This is a genomic window from Pseudocitrobacter faecalis, from assembly GCF_965231525.1.
Classification (GTDB): Bacteria; Pseudomonadota; Gammaproteobacteria; order Enterobacterales; family Enterobacteriaceae; genus Pseudocitrobacter; species Pseudocitrobacter faecalis.
Map to the genome: position 1 here is coordinate 1204187 of NZ_CBDDNJ010000002.1, position 15453 is coordinate 1219639.

General features: G+C 49.4%; 17 protein-coding genes and 1 riboswitch. Of the genes, 7 read left to right on the forward strand and 10 right to left on the reverse strand.

From position 1 onward, the window contains the following. Positions 1-2: 2 nt before the first annotated feature. The gene (apbC, locus tag ACOXYR_RS06255) at positions 3-1112 is read left to right on the forward strand and encodes an iron-sulfur cluster carrier protein ApbC (RefSeq protein ID WP_113857260.1); all 1110 of its coding nucleotides are present in this window, start codon (positions 3-5) and stop codon (positions 1110-1112) included. A 42-nt stretch (positions 1113-1154) separates the two neighbouring features. Here the strand turns inward: apbC and ACOXYR_RS06260 are convergent, their stop codons facing one another. Further along, positions 1155-1433 carry an RcnB family protein gene (locus ACOXYR_RS06260; RefSeq protein ID WP_229837630.1) on the reverse strand — a complete coding sequence of 93 codons (279 nt, stop codon included), beginning with the start codon at positions 1431-1433 and terminating at the stop codon, positions 1155-1157. Between the two features lie 166 nt (positions 1434-1599). Beyond that, positions 1600-2607, reverse strand: coding sequence for a zinc-binding alcohol dehydrogenase family protein (locus ACOXYR_RS06265; protein ID WP_421355532.1), 1008 nt, complete (start codon positions 2605-2607; stop codon positions 1600-1602). 104 nt (positions 2608-2711) lie between these two features. On the opposite strand from ACOXYR_RS06265, the gene ACOXYR_RS06270 reads away from it, so the two are divergent. Then, positions 2712-3620: a LysR family transcriptional regulator gene (locus ACOXYR_RS06270; protein ID WP_421355533.1), complete on the forward strand. Its 909-nt coding sequence runs from the start codon at positions 2712-2714 to the stop codon at positions 3618-3620. Here ACOXYR_RS06270 and ACOXYR_RS06275 read toward each other — a convergent pair. Continuing rightward, complete coding sequence (locus tag ACOXYR_RS06275; RefSeq protein WP_421355534.1) at positions 3617-4345, reverse strand: GntR family transcriptional regulator; 729 nt, start codon at positions 4343-4345, stop codon at positions 3617-3619. The genes ACOXYR_RS06270 and ACOXYR_RS06275 overlap by 4 nt on opposite strands. A gap of 231 nt (positions 4346-4576) precedes the next feature. Here ACOXYR_RS06275 and ACOXYR_RS06280 point away from each other — a divergent pair, with 231 nt between their 5' ends. From ACOXYR_RS06280 to ACOXYR_RS06300, 5 genes are read left to right on the forward strand one after another with little or no spacing between them, the layout of a single operon-like run. Then, positions 4577-5893: a PTS sugar transporter subunit IIC gene (locus ACOXYR_RS06280; RefSeq protein ID WP_421355535.1), complete on the forward strand. Its 1317-nt coding sequence runs from the start codon at positions 4577-4579 to the stop codon at positions 5891-5893. A 20-nt stretch (positions 5894-5913) separates the two neighbouring features. Further along, positions 5914-6234, forward strand: coding sequence for a PTS sugar transporter subunit IIB (locus ACOXYR_RS06285; protein WP_421355536.1), 321 nt, complete (start codon positions 5914-5916; stop codon positions 6232-6234). Further along, positions 6231-7937 (forward strand): PTS transporter subunit EIIC, encoded by a 1707-nt coding sequence (locus ACOXYR_RS06290; protein ID WP_421355537.1) that lies wholly within the window; start codon positions 6231-6233, stop codon positions 7935-7937. The genes ACOXYR_RS06285 and ACOXYR_RS06290 overlap by 4 nt, the downstream gene beginning before the upstream one ends. Then, complete coding sequence (locus tag ACOXYR_RS06295) at positions 7927-8964, forward strand: oxidoreductase (RefSeq protein WP_421355548.1); 1038 nt, start codon at positions 7927-7929, stop codon at positions 8962-8964. Before ACOXYR_RS06290 ends, ACOXYR_RS06295 begins: the two co-directional genes overlap by 11 nt. Before the next feature lie 9 nt (positions 8965-8973). Further along, complete coding sequence (locus tag ACOXYR_RS06300) at positions 8974-9816, forward strand: DUF7916 family protein (protein WP_421355538.1); 843 nt, start codon at positions 8974-8976, stop codon at positions 9814-9816. Here ACOXYR_RS06300 and crcB read toward each other — a convergent pair. The 7 genes from crcB to ACOXYR_RS06335 form a co-directional block, all read right to left on the reverse strand. Next, positions 9813-10187, reverse strand: a complete 375-nt coding sequence (gene crcB, locus ACOXYR_RS06305; protein ID WP_108473705.1) for a fluoride efflux transporter CrcB — start codon at positions 10185-10187, stop codon at positions 9813-9815. The genes ACOXYR_RS06300 and crcB overlap by 4 nt on opposite strands. Positions 10188-10202: 15 nt before the next feature. Beyond that, positions 10203-10625, reverse strand: a complete 423-nt coding sequence (locus ACOXYR_RS06310; RefSeq protein ID WP_421355539.1) for a universal stress protein — start codon at positions 10623-10625, stop codon at positions 10203-10205. A 77-nt stretch (positions 10626-10702) separates the two neighbouring features. Beyond that, positions 10703-10770, reverse strand: a riboswitch (Fluoride riboswitch). 586 nt (positions 10771-11356) lie between these two features. Beyond that, complete coding sequence (locus ACOXYR_RS06315) at positions 11357-11596, reverse strand: hypothetical protein (RefSeq protein ID WP_421355540.1); 240 nt, start codon at positions 11594-11596, stop codon at positions 11357-11359. Between the two features lie 170 nt (positions 11597-11766). Continuing rightward, the gene (locus ACOXYR_RS06320) at positions 11767-12321 is read right to left on the reverse strand and encodes a YadA C-terminal domain-containing protein (RefSeq protein WP_421355541.1); all 555 of its coding nucleotides are present in this window, start codon (positions 12319-12321) and stop codon (positions 11767-11769) included. Positions 12322-12421: 100 nt separating this feature from the next. Continuing rightward, a protein-coding gene (locus ACOXYR_RS06325) for an IS3-like element ISSen4 family transposase (RefSeq protein ID WP_096147877.1) occupies positions 12422-13542 on the reverse strand; the annotation gives its coding sequence in 2 pieces (ribosomal slippage) (positions 12422-13284 and positions 13284-13542; 1122 coding nt in all). Between the two features lie 49 nt (positions 13543-13591). Further along, complete coding sequence (locus ACOXYR_RS06330; RefSeq protein ID WP_421356375.1) at positions 13592-14011, reverse strand: hypothetical protein; 420 nt, start codon at positions 14009-14011, stop codon at positions 13592-13594. A 167-nt stretch (positions 14012-14178) separates the two neighbouring features. Further along, entirely contained in the window at positions 14179-14598 is a 420-nt protein-coding gene (locus ACOXYR_RS06335) for a hypothetical protein (protein ID WP_113857253.1), read from the reverse strand. Positions 14599-15453: the final 855 nt, after the last annotated feature.

Consider the following 15453-nt stretch of genomic DNA (forward strand, 5'->3'; position numbering starts at 1 on the left):
GGATGAGTTCTCAATCCCAGGCCACATCCCCCGAGCGCCTGCGCGCGATGGTTGCCGGGACGCTGGCTAATTTTCAGCATCCTACATTGAAGCATAATCTCACCACGCTGAAGGCGCTGCACCATGTGGCGCTGCTGGATGGCACCGTGCACATTGAGCTGCAAATGCCGTTTGTCTGGAATAGCGCGTTTGAAGAGCTGAAAGAGCAATGCAGTGCTGACCTGCTGCGCATCACGGGTGCGAATGCGATCGACTGGAAACTGACCCATAACATCGCCACGCTGAAGCGCGTTAAAAATCAGCCGGGTGTGAATGGCGTGAAAAATATTATTGCCGTGAGTTCGGGTAAGGGCGGGGTAGGGAAATCGTCTACAGCCGTCAACCTGGCGCTGGCGCTGGCAGCGGAAGGGGCGAAAGTCGGCATTCTCGATGCTGACATCTACGGCCCGTCAATTCCGACCATGCTGGGCGCGGAAAATCAGCGTCCGACCTCACCAGACGGCACCCATATGGCGCCGATTATGGCTCACGGTCTGGCGACAAACTCGATTGGTTACCTGGTTACCGACGATAACGCGATGGTGTGGCGCGGCCCGATGGCCAGTAAAGCCCTGATGCAGATGCTACAGGAGACTTTATGGCCGGATCTCGATTATCTGGTGCTGGATATGCCGCCGGGCACCGGTGACATTCAGCTGACGCTGGCGCAAAACATTCCGGTTACCGGCGCGGTGGTGGTTACCACCCCGCAGGACATCGCGCTTATCGACGCCAAAAAAGGCATCGTGATGTTTGAGAAAGTGGAAGTGCCGGTGCTGGGCATCGTGGAAAACATGAGCATGCATATTTGCAGCCAGTGTGGTCACCACGAACCTATCTTTGGTACCGGCGGCGCAGAAAAACTGGCGGAGAAATATCATACCCAGTTGCTGGGTCAGATGCCGCTGCACATCAGCCTGCGTGAAGATCTGGATAAAGGCACCCCGACGGTGGTGAATCGCCCGGACAGTGAATTTACGCAAATTTATCGTCGACTGGCGGATTTAACCGCCGCCCAGCTTTACTGGCAGGGTGAAGTGATCCCCGGCGAAATTGCCTTCCGCGCGGTATAAGCGTTCAGGCGCATAACCCAGGCGGGTTATGCGCCTCTTTCATTAACGGTGATAGAAGATTTCGCCGTCGTAAACTTTACTGATTTTCCCGTCCGTGTCAGAAATCAGCACGTAGTTGCCGCCCATGTAAGTCCAGTGTGTTCCCGCGTCTGGCGCAGGCAGATTGCGCTGCTGCCACTGCTTGATGTTGTACTGGTCAGTACGGTACATCTCAGGAACGGTGTCCCCGATGTTAAAGTGGGTGAAATCAGCGACAAACTCTTTCAGTTCATACTTCTGAATGCCCGTGCCTGGCGCGGCGAAGGCGGTTCCGGCGGCCATCAGGCCAGCCAGAAGCCATAATCTACATTTACCCATTCTTTCTCCAACGATAACCAGAATGCTTAAGGGTGTAGAGTCTGCCTTTTTCTCTTAAAATTAACAGGCAGATCGACGCTCTTTTGTATCACAGAATAGGTTTTTTAGTAAAAAATGTAACAGCGCCGCCTCAGAAGCCTTCCAGTACCAGTTTGCCCATGGTTTTCCCGGTCTCAAGCTGGCGATGCGCCTGGCGAATATTTTCCGCGTTAATCGCTCCTAATTTCTCGCCCAACGTCGTTTTGATCACACCCTCATCAATCAATGCGGCGACGCGAGTCAGCAACTGATGTTGAGCAATCATATCCGGCGTTTCAAACATCGAGCGGGTATACATAAATTCCCAGTGCAGTGAGATGCTTTTGGCTTTTAACGGGCGTGCATCCAGGGTTTCAGGATCGTCAATCAGCGCCAGTTTGCCCTGTGGGGCGAGGGCTTCAATCAGCTGCAAATAGTGTTTATCCGTGTGCGTCAGGCTGGCGACGTGCGTCACTGCCGGAATACCGATGCGAACAAGTTCTTCAGCGATAGGTTTGCTGTGGTCGATAACGTAATGTGCTCCGGCATCCGCGACCCATTTCTGCGTTTCCGGGCGCGATGCGGTGCCGATCACCGTCATTTTCGTAAGCTTGCGCGCCAGTTGAGTCAAAATGGAACCCACACCGCCCGCCGCACCAACAATAAGCAGTACGTCGCCTTCATTGCCATTTTCCTGAATGCCCAGGCGATCGAATAGCAGTTCCCACGCAGTAATGGAGGTTAACGGCAGGGCGGCGGCAGAAACGTTATCCAGCGAACGCGGCTTAAGGGCGACAATACGCTCATCGACCAACTGGAACTCGCTGTTGCTGCCTGGACGCGTTAACGCGCCTGCGTACCAGACTTCGTCGCCCGCTTTAAACAGGGTGACCTTCTCGCCAACGGATTTCACCACGCCGACAGCATCCCAGCCCAGTACGCGCGGCGTGTCGCCGCTAAAACCGGCACGCACTTTGGTATCGACCGGGTTAACGGAGATGGCGTTGACTTCTACCAGCAAATCGTGGCCCGCCGCCACGGGAACGGGCAGGGTAATTTCTTCTAATGCTTCAATATTGCCGTGCGCGCCAGCTGCCTGAGTAATCGCAATCGCTTTCATAACCACCTCTGTGATGTTGGGTAAACTCTAAGAATGATATTATCCGGTGATATTTGCCGGAAAAATCCATTCGCGGCGACAGGACTTATCGTTGAGGAGTGAAAATGCTCAGGCTGGAAGATTTAACCCTGTTCGTGCGCGCAGCGGCGTTAAGCAGTTTCAGCGAAGCGGCGCGCGAGGCTGGTCTGCCGCCTGCGCAGGTGAGTTCCGCCATTAAGCGTCTTGAGACGGCGCTCAATATCCGTCTGTTCGCCCGCTCAACGCGCAGTCTGCGCTTGACGCCGGAGGGCGAAACCTGGCTGCCTTATGCTACGCAGATGCTGGAAACGATGCAGGCCGGGCTTCAGCAGATCCAAACGCCGGATGATGAAATTCGCGGTACGCTGCAAATTGCGGTGCCTTCTGATTTGGGGCGAAATCTGCTGCTCGGTATTTTCCGCCAGTTTCGACTGCGTCACCCGGCGCTTAAGCTACGCATTCTTTTCTCAGACCAGGTGACGGATGTGTTTAAGGATCCGGTCGATGTGGCATTTCGCTACGGCACCAATGAGGACGCATCATACGTTGCGCTGCCGATCGCACCGGATAATCGCCGTGTACTGGTCGCTTCGCCAGAGTGGATCGCCAAAAATGGCCAACCGGTAACGCCTGCCGATTTAGAAAAGTGTGATGCGCTGACGTATGTGCTGCGAGGCCGATTGTTCGATCGCTGGACGCTCACTGCCGGGGGGGAAACCCACGAGGTGCAGGTCAATGGCACAATTATTAGTGATGATGCGGAAGTGATTCGCCGGTTGGCAATTGCCGGGGAAGGCATTGCCAATAAGTCCTGGCTCGACGTCAGTGAAGATGTCTTTCAGGGCCGCCTGAAACTGCTGCTGCCAGACTATGAAGGCGACTGCGTGCCGCTGAATATGATTTGCCCGCATCGCAAGCAGCTCTCGCCTGCGGTGCGGTTGTTGTATGAAGCGGTGAAGGAACGCTGTGAAGCGCTGGTGCAGCGCAGGGGTTAATTTCCCTGGCGCTGGACGACAGAATTATAGTTAAAGCGTTGATAGTGATAGTGGCTTACGCAAAATTCGAACGGCTGACCATCGTTAAGATAGGTCACGGAACGTGTCACGCTCACCGGCTCGGTCGGTGCGAGTTTCAGCCAGGTTTGCGCGTCTGCATCGCTCGGCAGCGAGGAAAACTGGGTATGACTGCTGGCCGGGATCTTTTTCAGCGTTTTTTCCACATATTGATACACCGAACCCAACGCATCCTGGCGGGTAAAGTCGGGCAGAATGCGCAGCGGGATCCAGGTTTCTTCGATTGAAAGCGGAAGTTCGTCGATATAGCGCACGCGGCGAAAATGCCAGGAAAATTGATCGACGCTTATCGCCAGGTGTGCAGCGATATCTGGCGGCGGGTTAGCCGTTTCAAAGGCCAGCAAAAGACTACTGACATTATGCCCTTGCGCGGCATTCAGGGTGCTTACGCCGAGGATAGGCGGATTTCTTGTTCCCGTCTGCGGCAATGGCTGTGGTGTTGCGGTTTTCACCACCGTTCCCAGCCCGCGTTGACGGGTTATAAAGCCTTCATTAACCAGAATATCCAGTGCGTTATTTAGCGTAATTTTGCTGCAGCTAAACTCTTCGCAAAGCTGATGCCCGTAGGGGATCTTTTCACCCTGCAAATATAATTTATTCTTAATTCTTTCTCTGATTATATTTGATATTTCAATATATCGGCGCAACGCATCTCTCCTTTTATCTCAGCGGCAGTATATCGCAGATGCTAAATTTTTATCCAGATCTCATTTATTTTAAAAGTAGTCTACTTTTAAAATAAAGGCATTGACTTGAGTCTAACCCGGCGACATCCTTGTTCCTGTCGGTGGTAATGAATAAATAAAATATTCATATAGATAATTAATATTGCGTATTCATTGTTGTGATTTATTAAATAATTCATACGGGAACATGCCATGAAAGATATCTTATTGAAGAAAACACTTTCATTAGCTCAGTGGATGGGTTCACAAATACATCTGCGCACGATGCGCGATGCATTCATAATGTTAATACCTTTTTTAGTCCTGTCCGGAATGATGATTTTGATTAATAACGTGGTGATTAATCCCGGTGGGATCTTATCGGGGATAATTGCCGATACCACGTTATCCTCCTGGCAAACAGTTGGTAATAAAGTGGTTAATGGAACCATGAATATCCTCGGCATGCTGATTGGTCTGGTGTTCAGCTACAACCTGGCGCGTAACCGTCAGTTTGCTAATCCGCTGATGGCAGCGCTGGTCGCCGTCAGTTGTTTATTCGTCCTCATGCCGGTGCTGAACGCCTTAACGCCCGAGGGCGCAACGGCAGAGGTGATGGTTAAAAGCGCGGTACCGTACGCACTACTTGGCACCAGTGGAACCTTTGTGGCGCTGGTCTGCGGTGGGCTGTCAACGGAACTCTTTATCCGCATCAGTAAAAACAGACGCCTGCAAATTCGCATTGAAGGTAATGTGCCGCCTGCGGTCATTCAATCTTTTAACACTCTGTTTGCAGTGATGATTACCGTGCTGCTGTTTGCTTTTGTCTCTTATTTTATGGTGGTTATCGCAGGCGTTGAGCTCCATGAGTTAATTAACAAGGTGATTCAGAAACCGCTGTTGGGCCTGGCAACGAGCCTGCCGGCGTATATTTTCATCGATATCATCAATAACTTTGTTTTCTCACTTGGCATCAACCCCGGCGGGATCACTGGCGCGATTCTGGAAGCGCCAATGTTAGTCGCCATGCAGCAGAATATGGATGCCTGGGCCGCAGGTCGCGAAATCCCAAATATCATTGTGCGCCCGTTTAGTGACCTCTATGGCCGAATGGGGGGAACGGGCATTACGCTGTGCCTGATTATCGCCGTTTTTATCCGCAGTAAACGCAAAGAACTGCGTTCATTCTCACGTACGATGATGCCAACTACGCTGTTTAATATTAATGAGCCGGTTATTTTTGGCTTTCCCATTATCTTTAATCCCATATTAATGGTTCCCTTTACTTTTATTCCGTCAATTCTCTATGTCCTCGCGTATTATGCGACGGCATGGGGATGGGTATCCAAAATCGTCGTTTTCGTACCCTGGTCTGTTCCGCCTTTAATTTCCGGGTATCTGGCCAGCGGTGGGGATTATCGCAACGTGATTCTGCAATTTATTCTTCTGGTGCTGGGCGTATTACTTTATCTGCCATTTCTGATGCTTTATGAAAAAGTGCTGAATGCACAGGATAACCCGGCGCATTAATAAACTGAAAACAAGGATGAATGATGAAAAGTATTCTGCTTCTCTGCAACGAAGGTATGTCCACAGGCTTTCTGTGCAACAAAATGAATGAAGTCGCCCAGGCAGACAATATTGCAGCTAAAGCCTGGGCTATCCCTGAATCGGCGCTCGAAGGACATTATCGCACGGCGGATGTTATTATGGTTGGCCCGCAAATAAGCTATCTGCTCGACTCTATTCGCCAGCGTGTTAATGACGAAATCCCGGTTGGTGCAATTAACCCGGTGGATTTCGGGCGAATTAATGCCAAAGCGGTACTGGATCACGCGCTGTCGCTCACAGAAAAACAGGCGGCGTCATGAGCAATGCAACCCTCTTAACGCGCATCACAGACGCGTCGCAGAAGATGGCGTCGGAAGTTCATCTTCGAAGCCTGCGCGACAGTTTTATTATCACCGTACCGTTTCTGGTGCTGGCGGGTCTGTTCATTATGGTCAACTACGTTTTTCTTGATCCTAATGGCATGATGGGGAAGTGGTTTTCCAGCGAGGCGCTACTGGCGGCCAGAAGTATTGGCGACCGTATTCTGACCGGAACGATGAGTATTCTGGCGCTGATGCTGGTGGTGCTCATTGCCTGGAGCATTGCCAGCAAGCGTAAATTCGCCGCGCCGATGATTCCGGCGATGGTATCGCTGGCGGCATTTTTGGTGCTGATGCCGCAACAAGTACTGTTAACGCCAGTTAATAGCGAGACGGCGGTTGCCGTTGGCGGGGTGATATCGCTGGGGCTGACCAACGCGGGCGGCGTCTTTATGGCGATTTTAACCGCTATCGTCGCCACCGACCTTTTCCTGTGGGTGGCCAAAACCCGCTGGCTGCAAATACGCATGGGCGATGAAGTGCCGCCAATGGTAACGCAATCCTTTCAGTCGATGTTTTCGATAATCCTGGTGGTACTGGCTTTTGCGCTACTGGCGGCGGGCGTCAAAGCCGGAACGGGCAAAGAGGTTCACGAGATTATTCAGGCATTAATTCAGGCACCACTGGTGCACCTGACCACGAACTTATCGGGTTTTCTGGTGCTGACGACGCTCACCAATTTCCTGTTCTCCCTCGGTATTCACCCATCCGGCATTATTAACCCAATACTTGAGCCTCCCTTGTTGGTCGCGATGCAGGAAAATATGGCCGCGTTTGCCCGGGGCGATATGCCGCCGCACATTATTGTGCTGCCGTTTCGCGATCTCTACGGGCATATGGGCGGCACGGGTACCACGCTTGCACTGCTGTTGGCGATATTTCTGCGCAGTAAAGTCTCAAGCCATCAAAAACTGGGGCGAACGGTGCTGGCGCCGGGGTTATTCAATATTAACGAGCCGGTCATTTTTGGTTTCCCGGTGTTGTATAACCCGCTGATCATGATCCCTTTCATCATTTACCCACAAATTAACTTTGTGATTGCGTATTTCGCTACGCAATTGGGCATGGTCTCCAGAATAGTCGCTTTCGTTCCGTGGTCTGTGCCACCGCTGCTCTCCGGTTGGTTAGGATCCGGCGGCGATGTTCGCAACGTTATTTTGCAGGTTGCTTTACTGGCGCTCGGCGTAATGATTTATCTGCCTTTCCTGATGGCCTATGAAAAGACGATTGTGGAAGCCAAAGTGAAAACGCTCGTCGATTCATTATCCACTGAGAAACAGGCTGCTGAACTCACCGTCCTGCGCAATAAAACCATTATTTTGACCTGCAACGAAGGTATGTCGACGTCAATTATGGCGAACAAAATGCGCAAATACGCCGAGGAGTGCGGTTATGCGCTCAATGTGTACGCCATCAATATTGGCCGTATAGAAGAGGAGTATCAGAAAGCCGATCTGATTCTGCTTGGCCCGCAGGTGGTGTATATGCAGGAATCCATTATTAAGAACATCGACAACGCCTGTCCGGTAATGGCAATCAATGCAGAGTACTTCAGCAAGCTGGATGGTAAATCTGCCATCGAAGACGCTGTTGTTATTTTGAATAACAGAGCACAACATACACTGGAGGTTAATTGTGATTAATTGCGCCTTTATAGGCTTTGGAAAAAGCGCAACCCGTTATCATCTGCCCTATGTGCTGGTGCGCAAGGATAAGTTTAACGTCAGCAGAATATTTGACCGGGTACGGGTTCCCGCACGCGAACAGCAGTCTCAATATGTCGGTATCCAGTTTACCTCGCAGGTAGAGGATATTTTAAACGACGCATCTATTTCACTGGTTACGGTTTGTACGCCTCCGAATAGCCATTTTTTTTATGCCAAACTCTGCCTTGAGCATGGCAAAAATGTGCTGGTTGAAAAACCGTTCACCACCACCGTCGATGAAGCGAAAATACTGTTCGCGCTGGCACGTGAAAAAGGGCTGCGGGTAACACCTTTCCAGAATCGTCGTTTTGATAGCTGTTTCCTGACCATGAAACAGGCTATTGAAAGTGGCAAGCTTGGCAAAATTGTGGAGGTAGAGAGCCACTTCGACTATTTCCGCCCAGAGGCAGAACGTCAGCCGGGAGGTCATTTTGATGGCGCATTTTATGGCCTTGGCGTACACACGCTCGACCAGATGCTGGCATTATTTGGACGCCCCCAGCAGGTTTACTACCATCTGCGTCATTTGCGCCAGCCGGATAACCCTGACGACACGTTCGAAGCACAGCTTATTTATGGCGACATGAAAGCCATTATTAAAACCAGTCATCTGGTGAAAAAACCGTATCCTAAATTCCTGGTTCACGGAACGCGGGGCACCTTTATTCGCGATGAAATCGATCAGCAGGAAACCAGCCTGAAAGCCAACATTATGCCGGATAATCCGTTATTCGCCGCGGAAGAACATCCGGGCGTGCTGGACTACATCGATGGGCAGGGCAACAACCAGCAGGTGTATATTCCCGCGGTTAAAGGTGACTATGGTCGCGTGTATGACGCGTTGTATGAAACATTAACGACCGGATGTGCGAACTATGTTAGCGAGCTGGAGGCGTTGACCAATCTGGAGATTCTGGAGCGCGCGTTCCATCAGCCATCGCCTTCTCTGATAACTTTGTCGTAAGGAGTTTTTATGCAACGGATTCTGAATTGCCGCACGCATGATTTTGCTAAATGTGTTAGCGCCGGTGAGTTAAAACAAGCGATTATTGCTTCGGAAGGACGGGTGCTTATGGCTGAAGTCGCGGCGAGCGCCAGTCCGCTTTATGGTGAAGTGACGAATGGCGAGCTGCTTTGTGCGTTTGGGTGCGACCTGTTATTAGTCAAAGGAATGAATTGCCGCACTCAGGCGATTCAGGGATGCGAGAACCTTGCCCATTTCAAAACGCTGACGGGGCGACTGGTTGGTGTCAGTATGGAAGTGCTCGCCGATCCCTCGCTGGACGATCCTCGCGCCTGTAATCTGAGCAACCTCGCGCTGCTACAGGAGGCGGATTTTTACTGCCTGACGGCGTATGACAAACCGGGCGTCACCGCTTCGCGCGTCATTGACGCGCTACGCCAGATTCGCGGTATGACCGATAAGCTGATTCTGGTGGCGAAGTTCTATGCGTCCGGCGTTGCCGAACCACTGGAATACGCCAGTTACGTCGCGGCGGGTGCAGATGGCGTCATTGTTCCTGCGCCTGCCGGATGTCGTGGCGCGTCAGAGGAAAAAGTCACGCGCGCGCTGGAGGCTATCCAGGCCGCCGGTGGCGTGGGCATCACCACGCTCAGCAGCAGCCAGGAAGGCGCAGACGAAGAGACTGTGCGTCAGATTGCGCTCGCCAGTAAACGCTGCGGTGCCGATATGTATAACTTCGGCGATGCTGGCGTCGCAGGCATGGCGGATCCGCAAGCATTATATGCGTTTTCAATGGCCGTTCGCGGTCGCCGCCATACCTGGGTGAGAATGGCGGCGTCGCTGGCGCGCTAAACCAGCGTCATCAAAAAGAACCCGGCAGCCGTCATCAGGAGCGATCCCACCACGTGAGTTATCACGGAAATCATCGCCCACAGATAGTTGCCGTTTTGCAAAAGGGTGACGATCTCCGCCGAAAAAGTGGAAAAGGTCGTCATCCCGCCGCAAAGACCGGTGGTAATCAGTAACTTCCACGCCGGATCTAACTGCGGCTGGCGCAAAAAGAACGCCAGCGCCGCGCCAATAATAAAACCACCCACCAGATTAACCACCAGCGTGCCAGGTGGTAGGCTCGGGAAAAGGCTGTTCAGTTTCATCGACAACCACCAACGAATCACACACCCGGTTGAGCCGCCCACTATAACGGCCAGTAATGAACGATACATCACGCGCGTAAATCCTTATGCTAAATGTTTGATCAGCACATCCACCGTCAAGTGGTTGATGTACTCAAGGGAGTGGGAGGCGAGCACGCCCAGCAAGCGATTGTGATGCCCGGCGATGACCAGATCGATACGGCGATCGCGGATACAGGATTCGACATCTTCAAAGCGACGGGTCGTGACTAACTCCAGCGTTTGTACCGGTAGGTAAACGGATTCCGCCAGCTCGCTCAACAGGGCTTTGGCCTGAATGACTTCCTGCGAAACCACGTCATCCATCAGGCTGTCAGAGACATAATTGAGGGCGCGATAATCGGTGCTGATATGCGCGATGGTTATCGTCATCGCGTTCTCCTGCGCCATTTTTGCGGCGTGATCAAGCAGGGGAATGCCATCAAGGCTGCTATTAATCAGCACCAGCGCATGGTGATAAACAGGCATAAAAAAACCTCGTCAGGTTGCGAGGTATGCGCGGGTCTTCAAACGACAGACAGCCTGACATACCTCCATGTTAAGAGGGTATACCAGGCGTCATCAGCCCCAGCAGGGCGGTTGGGAAAGGTGGAACGCCATCACCTTTGTGAATAATTGTGGGCCGATGATGGGGGGATTGCAAATGGTTTGTGCGGCTTGCTTCCGCCCGGCACTTGCCGTAACCTGTCGCGATAAACCAATTTGTTGTATTGATGATTCAGGGGCCCTTCCTTCGTGAAGGCTGAGAAAAACCCGTACATTACTCATTCATCACGACATACAGCAACGTAAGAATGAACTTTCTTAAGGGCTCCACTGTTGCCAGATTAATTCTCTAATGCTTCATCTTGATCAGAAGAACATTATCACGACAGCAAACATTGGAAAGAGTGTTATTTGAATGAATTAAAAATCGTTTGCAACCCTTATTTGTTTTGTTGAATGGTATGAGTTCTTATTTCATCCATCTTAAACTTTAGATGGTTGTCTACTAACAGTAGCAATCTTTTTTTCAAAGGATAGTTCTTTACCTTGCTTAGGCGATAGAGGGTTATATACATTATTATAACAATGAGCGGTTAAGTCTGAAATGAAAAGACCTGAGTCCGGTTGATACCGAATCCAGGCCTTGAAAGCCGCTTAACATTAACTGTCCAATTTATGGGCGCAGTCCGCCGTAAGAGGCTTGTTCATATGGCTTAGCTATCAACTGCTTCAACGTTATAATAGTAAGCTAGCGTAGCCAGGAAAGAGCAATCATCAAGATTCAATTGTCGCTTGTCGATCTCATTCCAATAGCTGTTTAAAGCGGCCTCATCACCTTGTGAGAGGTTTTTACCGTACTGACTACACAACGCCTCATTAGAGAGGGTAGTGGGGCGTGTAGAGCATCCAGAGAGCCCAAGCGCCACCACTACTACAGCAAAAAGAGATTTCATTAACTTACCTTACTGTAATTGATATTTTTTATTACCTTGCTCTACCTCTTGCCACCTCCTTTTGTATTATTTCCTTTAACTCAGTAACGTTATTAGTAAGAAGCTGAAAGCGATTTCCATAATCAGCTTTGATGAATCTTCTAAATAAGAGGCTCTAAAAGAATTCTTCGTTAGAATCCGAAGCCAACACCCGCTCCCATAGCGAAATCGTTATTTGTCGTGGTACTTAAACCAGCCTTAATAACTGTGTTGCTACCTGCATGGAGAGAAGCACCAACACTTAACGCTGATTCGCTTTTAAAAGTGCCCACGCCAGCAGAGAACATCATTGTTTGGCCTGCTTCAACTTGAGGCATAGAAGCGATAGCAACCGCTGCGGCGCTACCTGAACGAGCTTCTTTTTTATTGCTATCAACTTCATCTTTCAAAGAGGAGAAATTATTATTAGCAGCAGAAAGTTTATTAAGCGCCTGGTGAACAGCTTTCAAATCAGCAGCGTTACTGGCGGTAGAAGTGCTGTTACGTTTAACAGTACTTTGAGTAGCTGTATCGACTTGCACTTTCGTAACGGTGGATGTTACGCCGTTAACTCCGTTCTTTCCATCACGCCCGTTAATTCCGGCTTTTCCATCTTTTCCGTTTAATCCAGTAGCGCCCGTTAAACCTTGCTTTCCTTGTGCGCCAGTATCGCCTTTATCACCTTTCGCACCATCTTTACCATTCATAGGTTTAGGGGCATTCTCAAGTGCCGTAAGACGCGAGTTATGTTGAGCGTCAACTTTATCAACGTTGGCTTTGACCTGCCCCCACGATTAGATACAACACTCAGTTAGTAACGTCGGAATCTTCATTCTCAGAATGACCCTTTCTCCAGCCCGCTGCAAATTCAGACGGTGTCTGATAATTCAGCGTGGAGTGCGGGCGGCATTCGTTATAATCCTGCCGCCAGTCATTAATAATTTTCCTGGCATGAACGATATCGCTGAACCAGTGCTCATTCAAACATTCATCGCGAAATCGTCCGTTAAAGCTCTCAATAAATCCGTTCTGCGTTGGCTTGCCCGGCTGGATTAAGCGCAACTCAACACCATGCTCAAAGGCCCATTGATCCAGTGCACGGCAAGTGAACTCCGGCCCCTGGTCAGTTCTTATCGTCGCCGGATAGCCTCGAAACAGTGCAATGCTGTCCAGAATACGCGTGACCTGAACGCCTGAAATCCCAAAGGCAACAGTGACCGTCAGGCATTCCTTTGTGAAATCATCGACGCAGGTAAGACACTTGATCCTGCGACCGGTGGAAAGTGCGTCCATGACGAAATCCATCGACCAGGTCAGATTGGGCGCCGCCGGACGGAGCAGCGGCAGACGTTCTGTTGCCAGCCCTTTACGACGTCTTCTGCGTTTTACGCCCAGGCCACTGAGGTGATAAAGCCGGTACACGCGCTTATGATTAACATGAAGCCCTTCACGGCGCAGCAACTGCCAAATACGACGGTAGCCAAAACGCCTGCGCTCCAGTGCCAGCTCAGTGATGCGCCCTGATAAATGCGCATCAGCAGCCGGACGGTGAGCCTCATAGCGGCAGGTCGACAGGGATAAACCTGTAAGCCTGCAGGCACGACGTTGCGACAGACCGGTCGCATCACACATCAACATCACGGCTTCCCGCTTCTGGTCTGTCGTCAGTACTTTCGCCCAAGAGCCACCTGAAGCGCCTCTTTATCCAGCATGGCTTCGGCAAGCAGCTTCTTGAGTCTGGCGTTCTCTTCCTCAAGCGACTTCAGGCGCTTAACTTCAGGCACCTCCATACCGCCATACTTCTTACGCCAGATGTAAAACGTGGCATCGGAAATGGCATGCTTGCGGCAGAGTTCACGGGCGGGTACCCCAGCTTCGGCTTCGCGGAGAATACTGATGATCTGTTCATCGGAAAAACGCTTCTTCATGGGGATGTCCTCATGTGGCTTATGAAGACATTACTAACATCGGGGTGTACTAATCAACGGGGAGCAGGTCAGCTTGTGTGGCGTAATTTTGTTGGCTTGCCGACACCTGTTGAACCTGGTTTTGTAAGTCATGCTCTACACGTTGACGCTGTGCAATTTCATCACTGATAGCAACGTAGTTAGAAATAGATTGTTGATCAGCGCGATCAGCAACAACTTGTGCAGCATCAGCAGTATCTTTAGCTTGTGAAGCTTTGCTATCCACTGTATGGAGTGAGGTCGCTATTTGATTGTTATAAGCGTCCTGGTCTACTTTGTTGTCGTTAATCTGTTGAAAGGCAGCATTAGAGTTAGTATTTAAAGAGCTAATACGTGCATCTTGAATAGAGTCATAAGTTGTACCAGTAGCAGCGTTAACAGAAAAAGAAAAAGCAGCAGTGATAACCACAGCGATAATAGAAATTTTCATTGAATGAATCTCTTAAGTGAACTTTAAAACGTAATGGGTTTTATTCCCATTGAATACGATATATAGAGACCTGCTACAAATGTGGCAAGGTATTGTTTTATATTAAATTAGTTAAGGTAGTTAAAAACCACCTTAACTACTTGATAACGATCGGATTTATTTTTTAATTATTTTATGATGTTTAAGCCACCATGAGCGCGGCCTTTGGTATGATTCCAGGAAGCGCTAACTACCCCCGTATCATCAAGGGCGATAGAAATAATATAACCACTACCTTTGACTTCATAAAAGTTAGGATTCTTACGGGTAATCTTTGCTGGTTCGTCCTGGATCATAGCCTTAGTGAAGCCATTACCCACACTAACGGCAATAGGAACATCCTTACCATCAATGTAATCATTTCCTGTGAACTTGATAGCGTGTAGACGATCTACGACACCAGGTGCGGCTACTTGCTCAGTAGTGTAACTTTCTTCTACTTGTGCAGTATGAGTAGCCTTAATATCATTTTCATGATGCGACTTAGCGACAACGCAACCACTAAGCACAACAGTAGAAACCAGAACAGCAGCAAAAACATATTTCATATTACCTAGCCTTTGTTTAAAGAGGCTTCATGAGCCTTGTTTATTTTGTAAACCTTATAAGTAGCGCCACCTACGAAATAAGCGATAATCAGTAACACAATAAGAACAACACATAAAATAATACGTTTCATAACAACCCCGATACATTCTTAAAAGTACCCTCACACGGAACAGGTTAAGAGGGTATTTGAACAATCCACAAGGGCGCTCAATAAGGGTTTGCATCATCACGGCATTGATGATTAATTAACAAATTTATAACTTATTTCGATTCGTAAAATAAGTTCTGGATGCGCATAATTGCTTACCGAGAGTAACTAGTCAACACAATTAATCATGAATATTTTTCAATTGGCGGGTATGCGATTTTTCTAATAAACATAATAATTCAAGTTGTTAAGTAGTTAATGAGAATAACAATCAAATAGGCTGAAGTGACCCGGATTTAGACGTGCTCTTGCTGATGGCTTGCTTTTCTTACAGTGCCTAACAGTACATTCAGATATTAAATCTAACTTTCTATCGTTCTGAATGGATCAGTGTCTTTAAAAACATGTTGTTATAAGTTCTGCCGTGGGAGTTAAGTGATTATTTAATGTTAGCAGTATTAAGATATTTCACCGGGCTGTGAAAAATAATATCAATTTTAAGAAGGGCGAGAAGCTCTGGCCCCCATGGCTACCAATATTTACATCATGAGTTTCTGTGATACCTTTTTAGAAGGACTCACTAACCTTTATGGGATTAGCCAAAATATTTGCCTGCTTTAACGGGGCTCTTTGTATCGAAAATTCCGTGGACAATCCTGCATGATTAAGGGTTTTCTCTTTCCCCACCTTTACCTTTGGCCTTTCT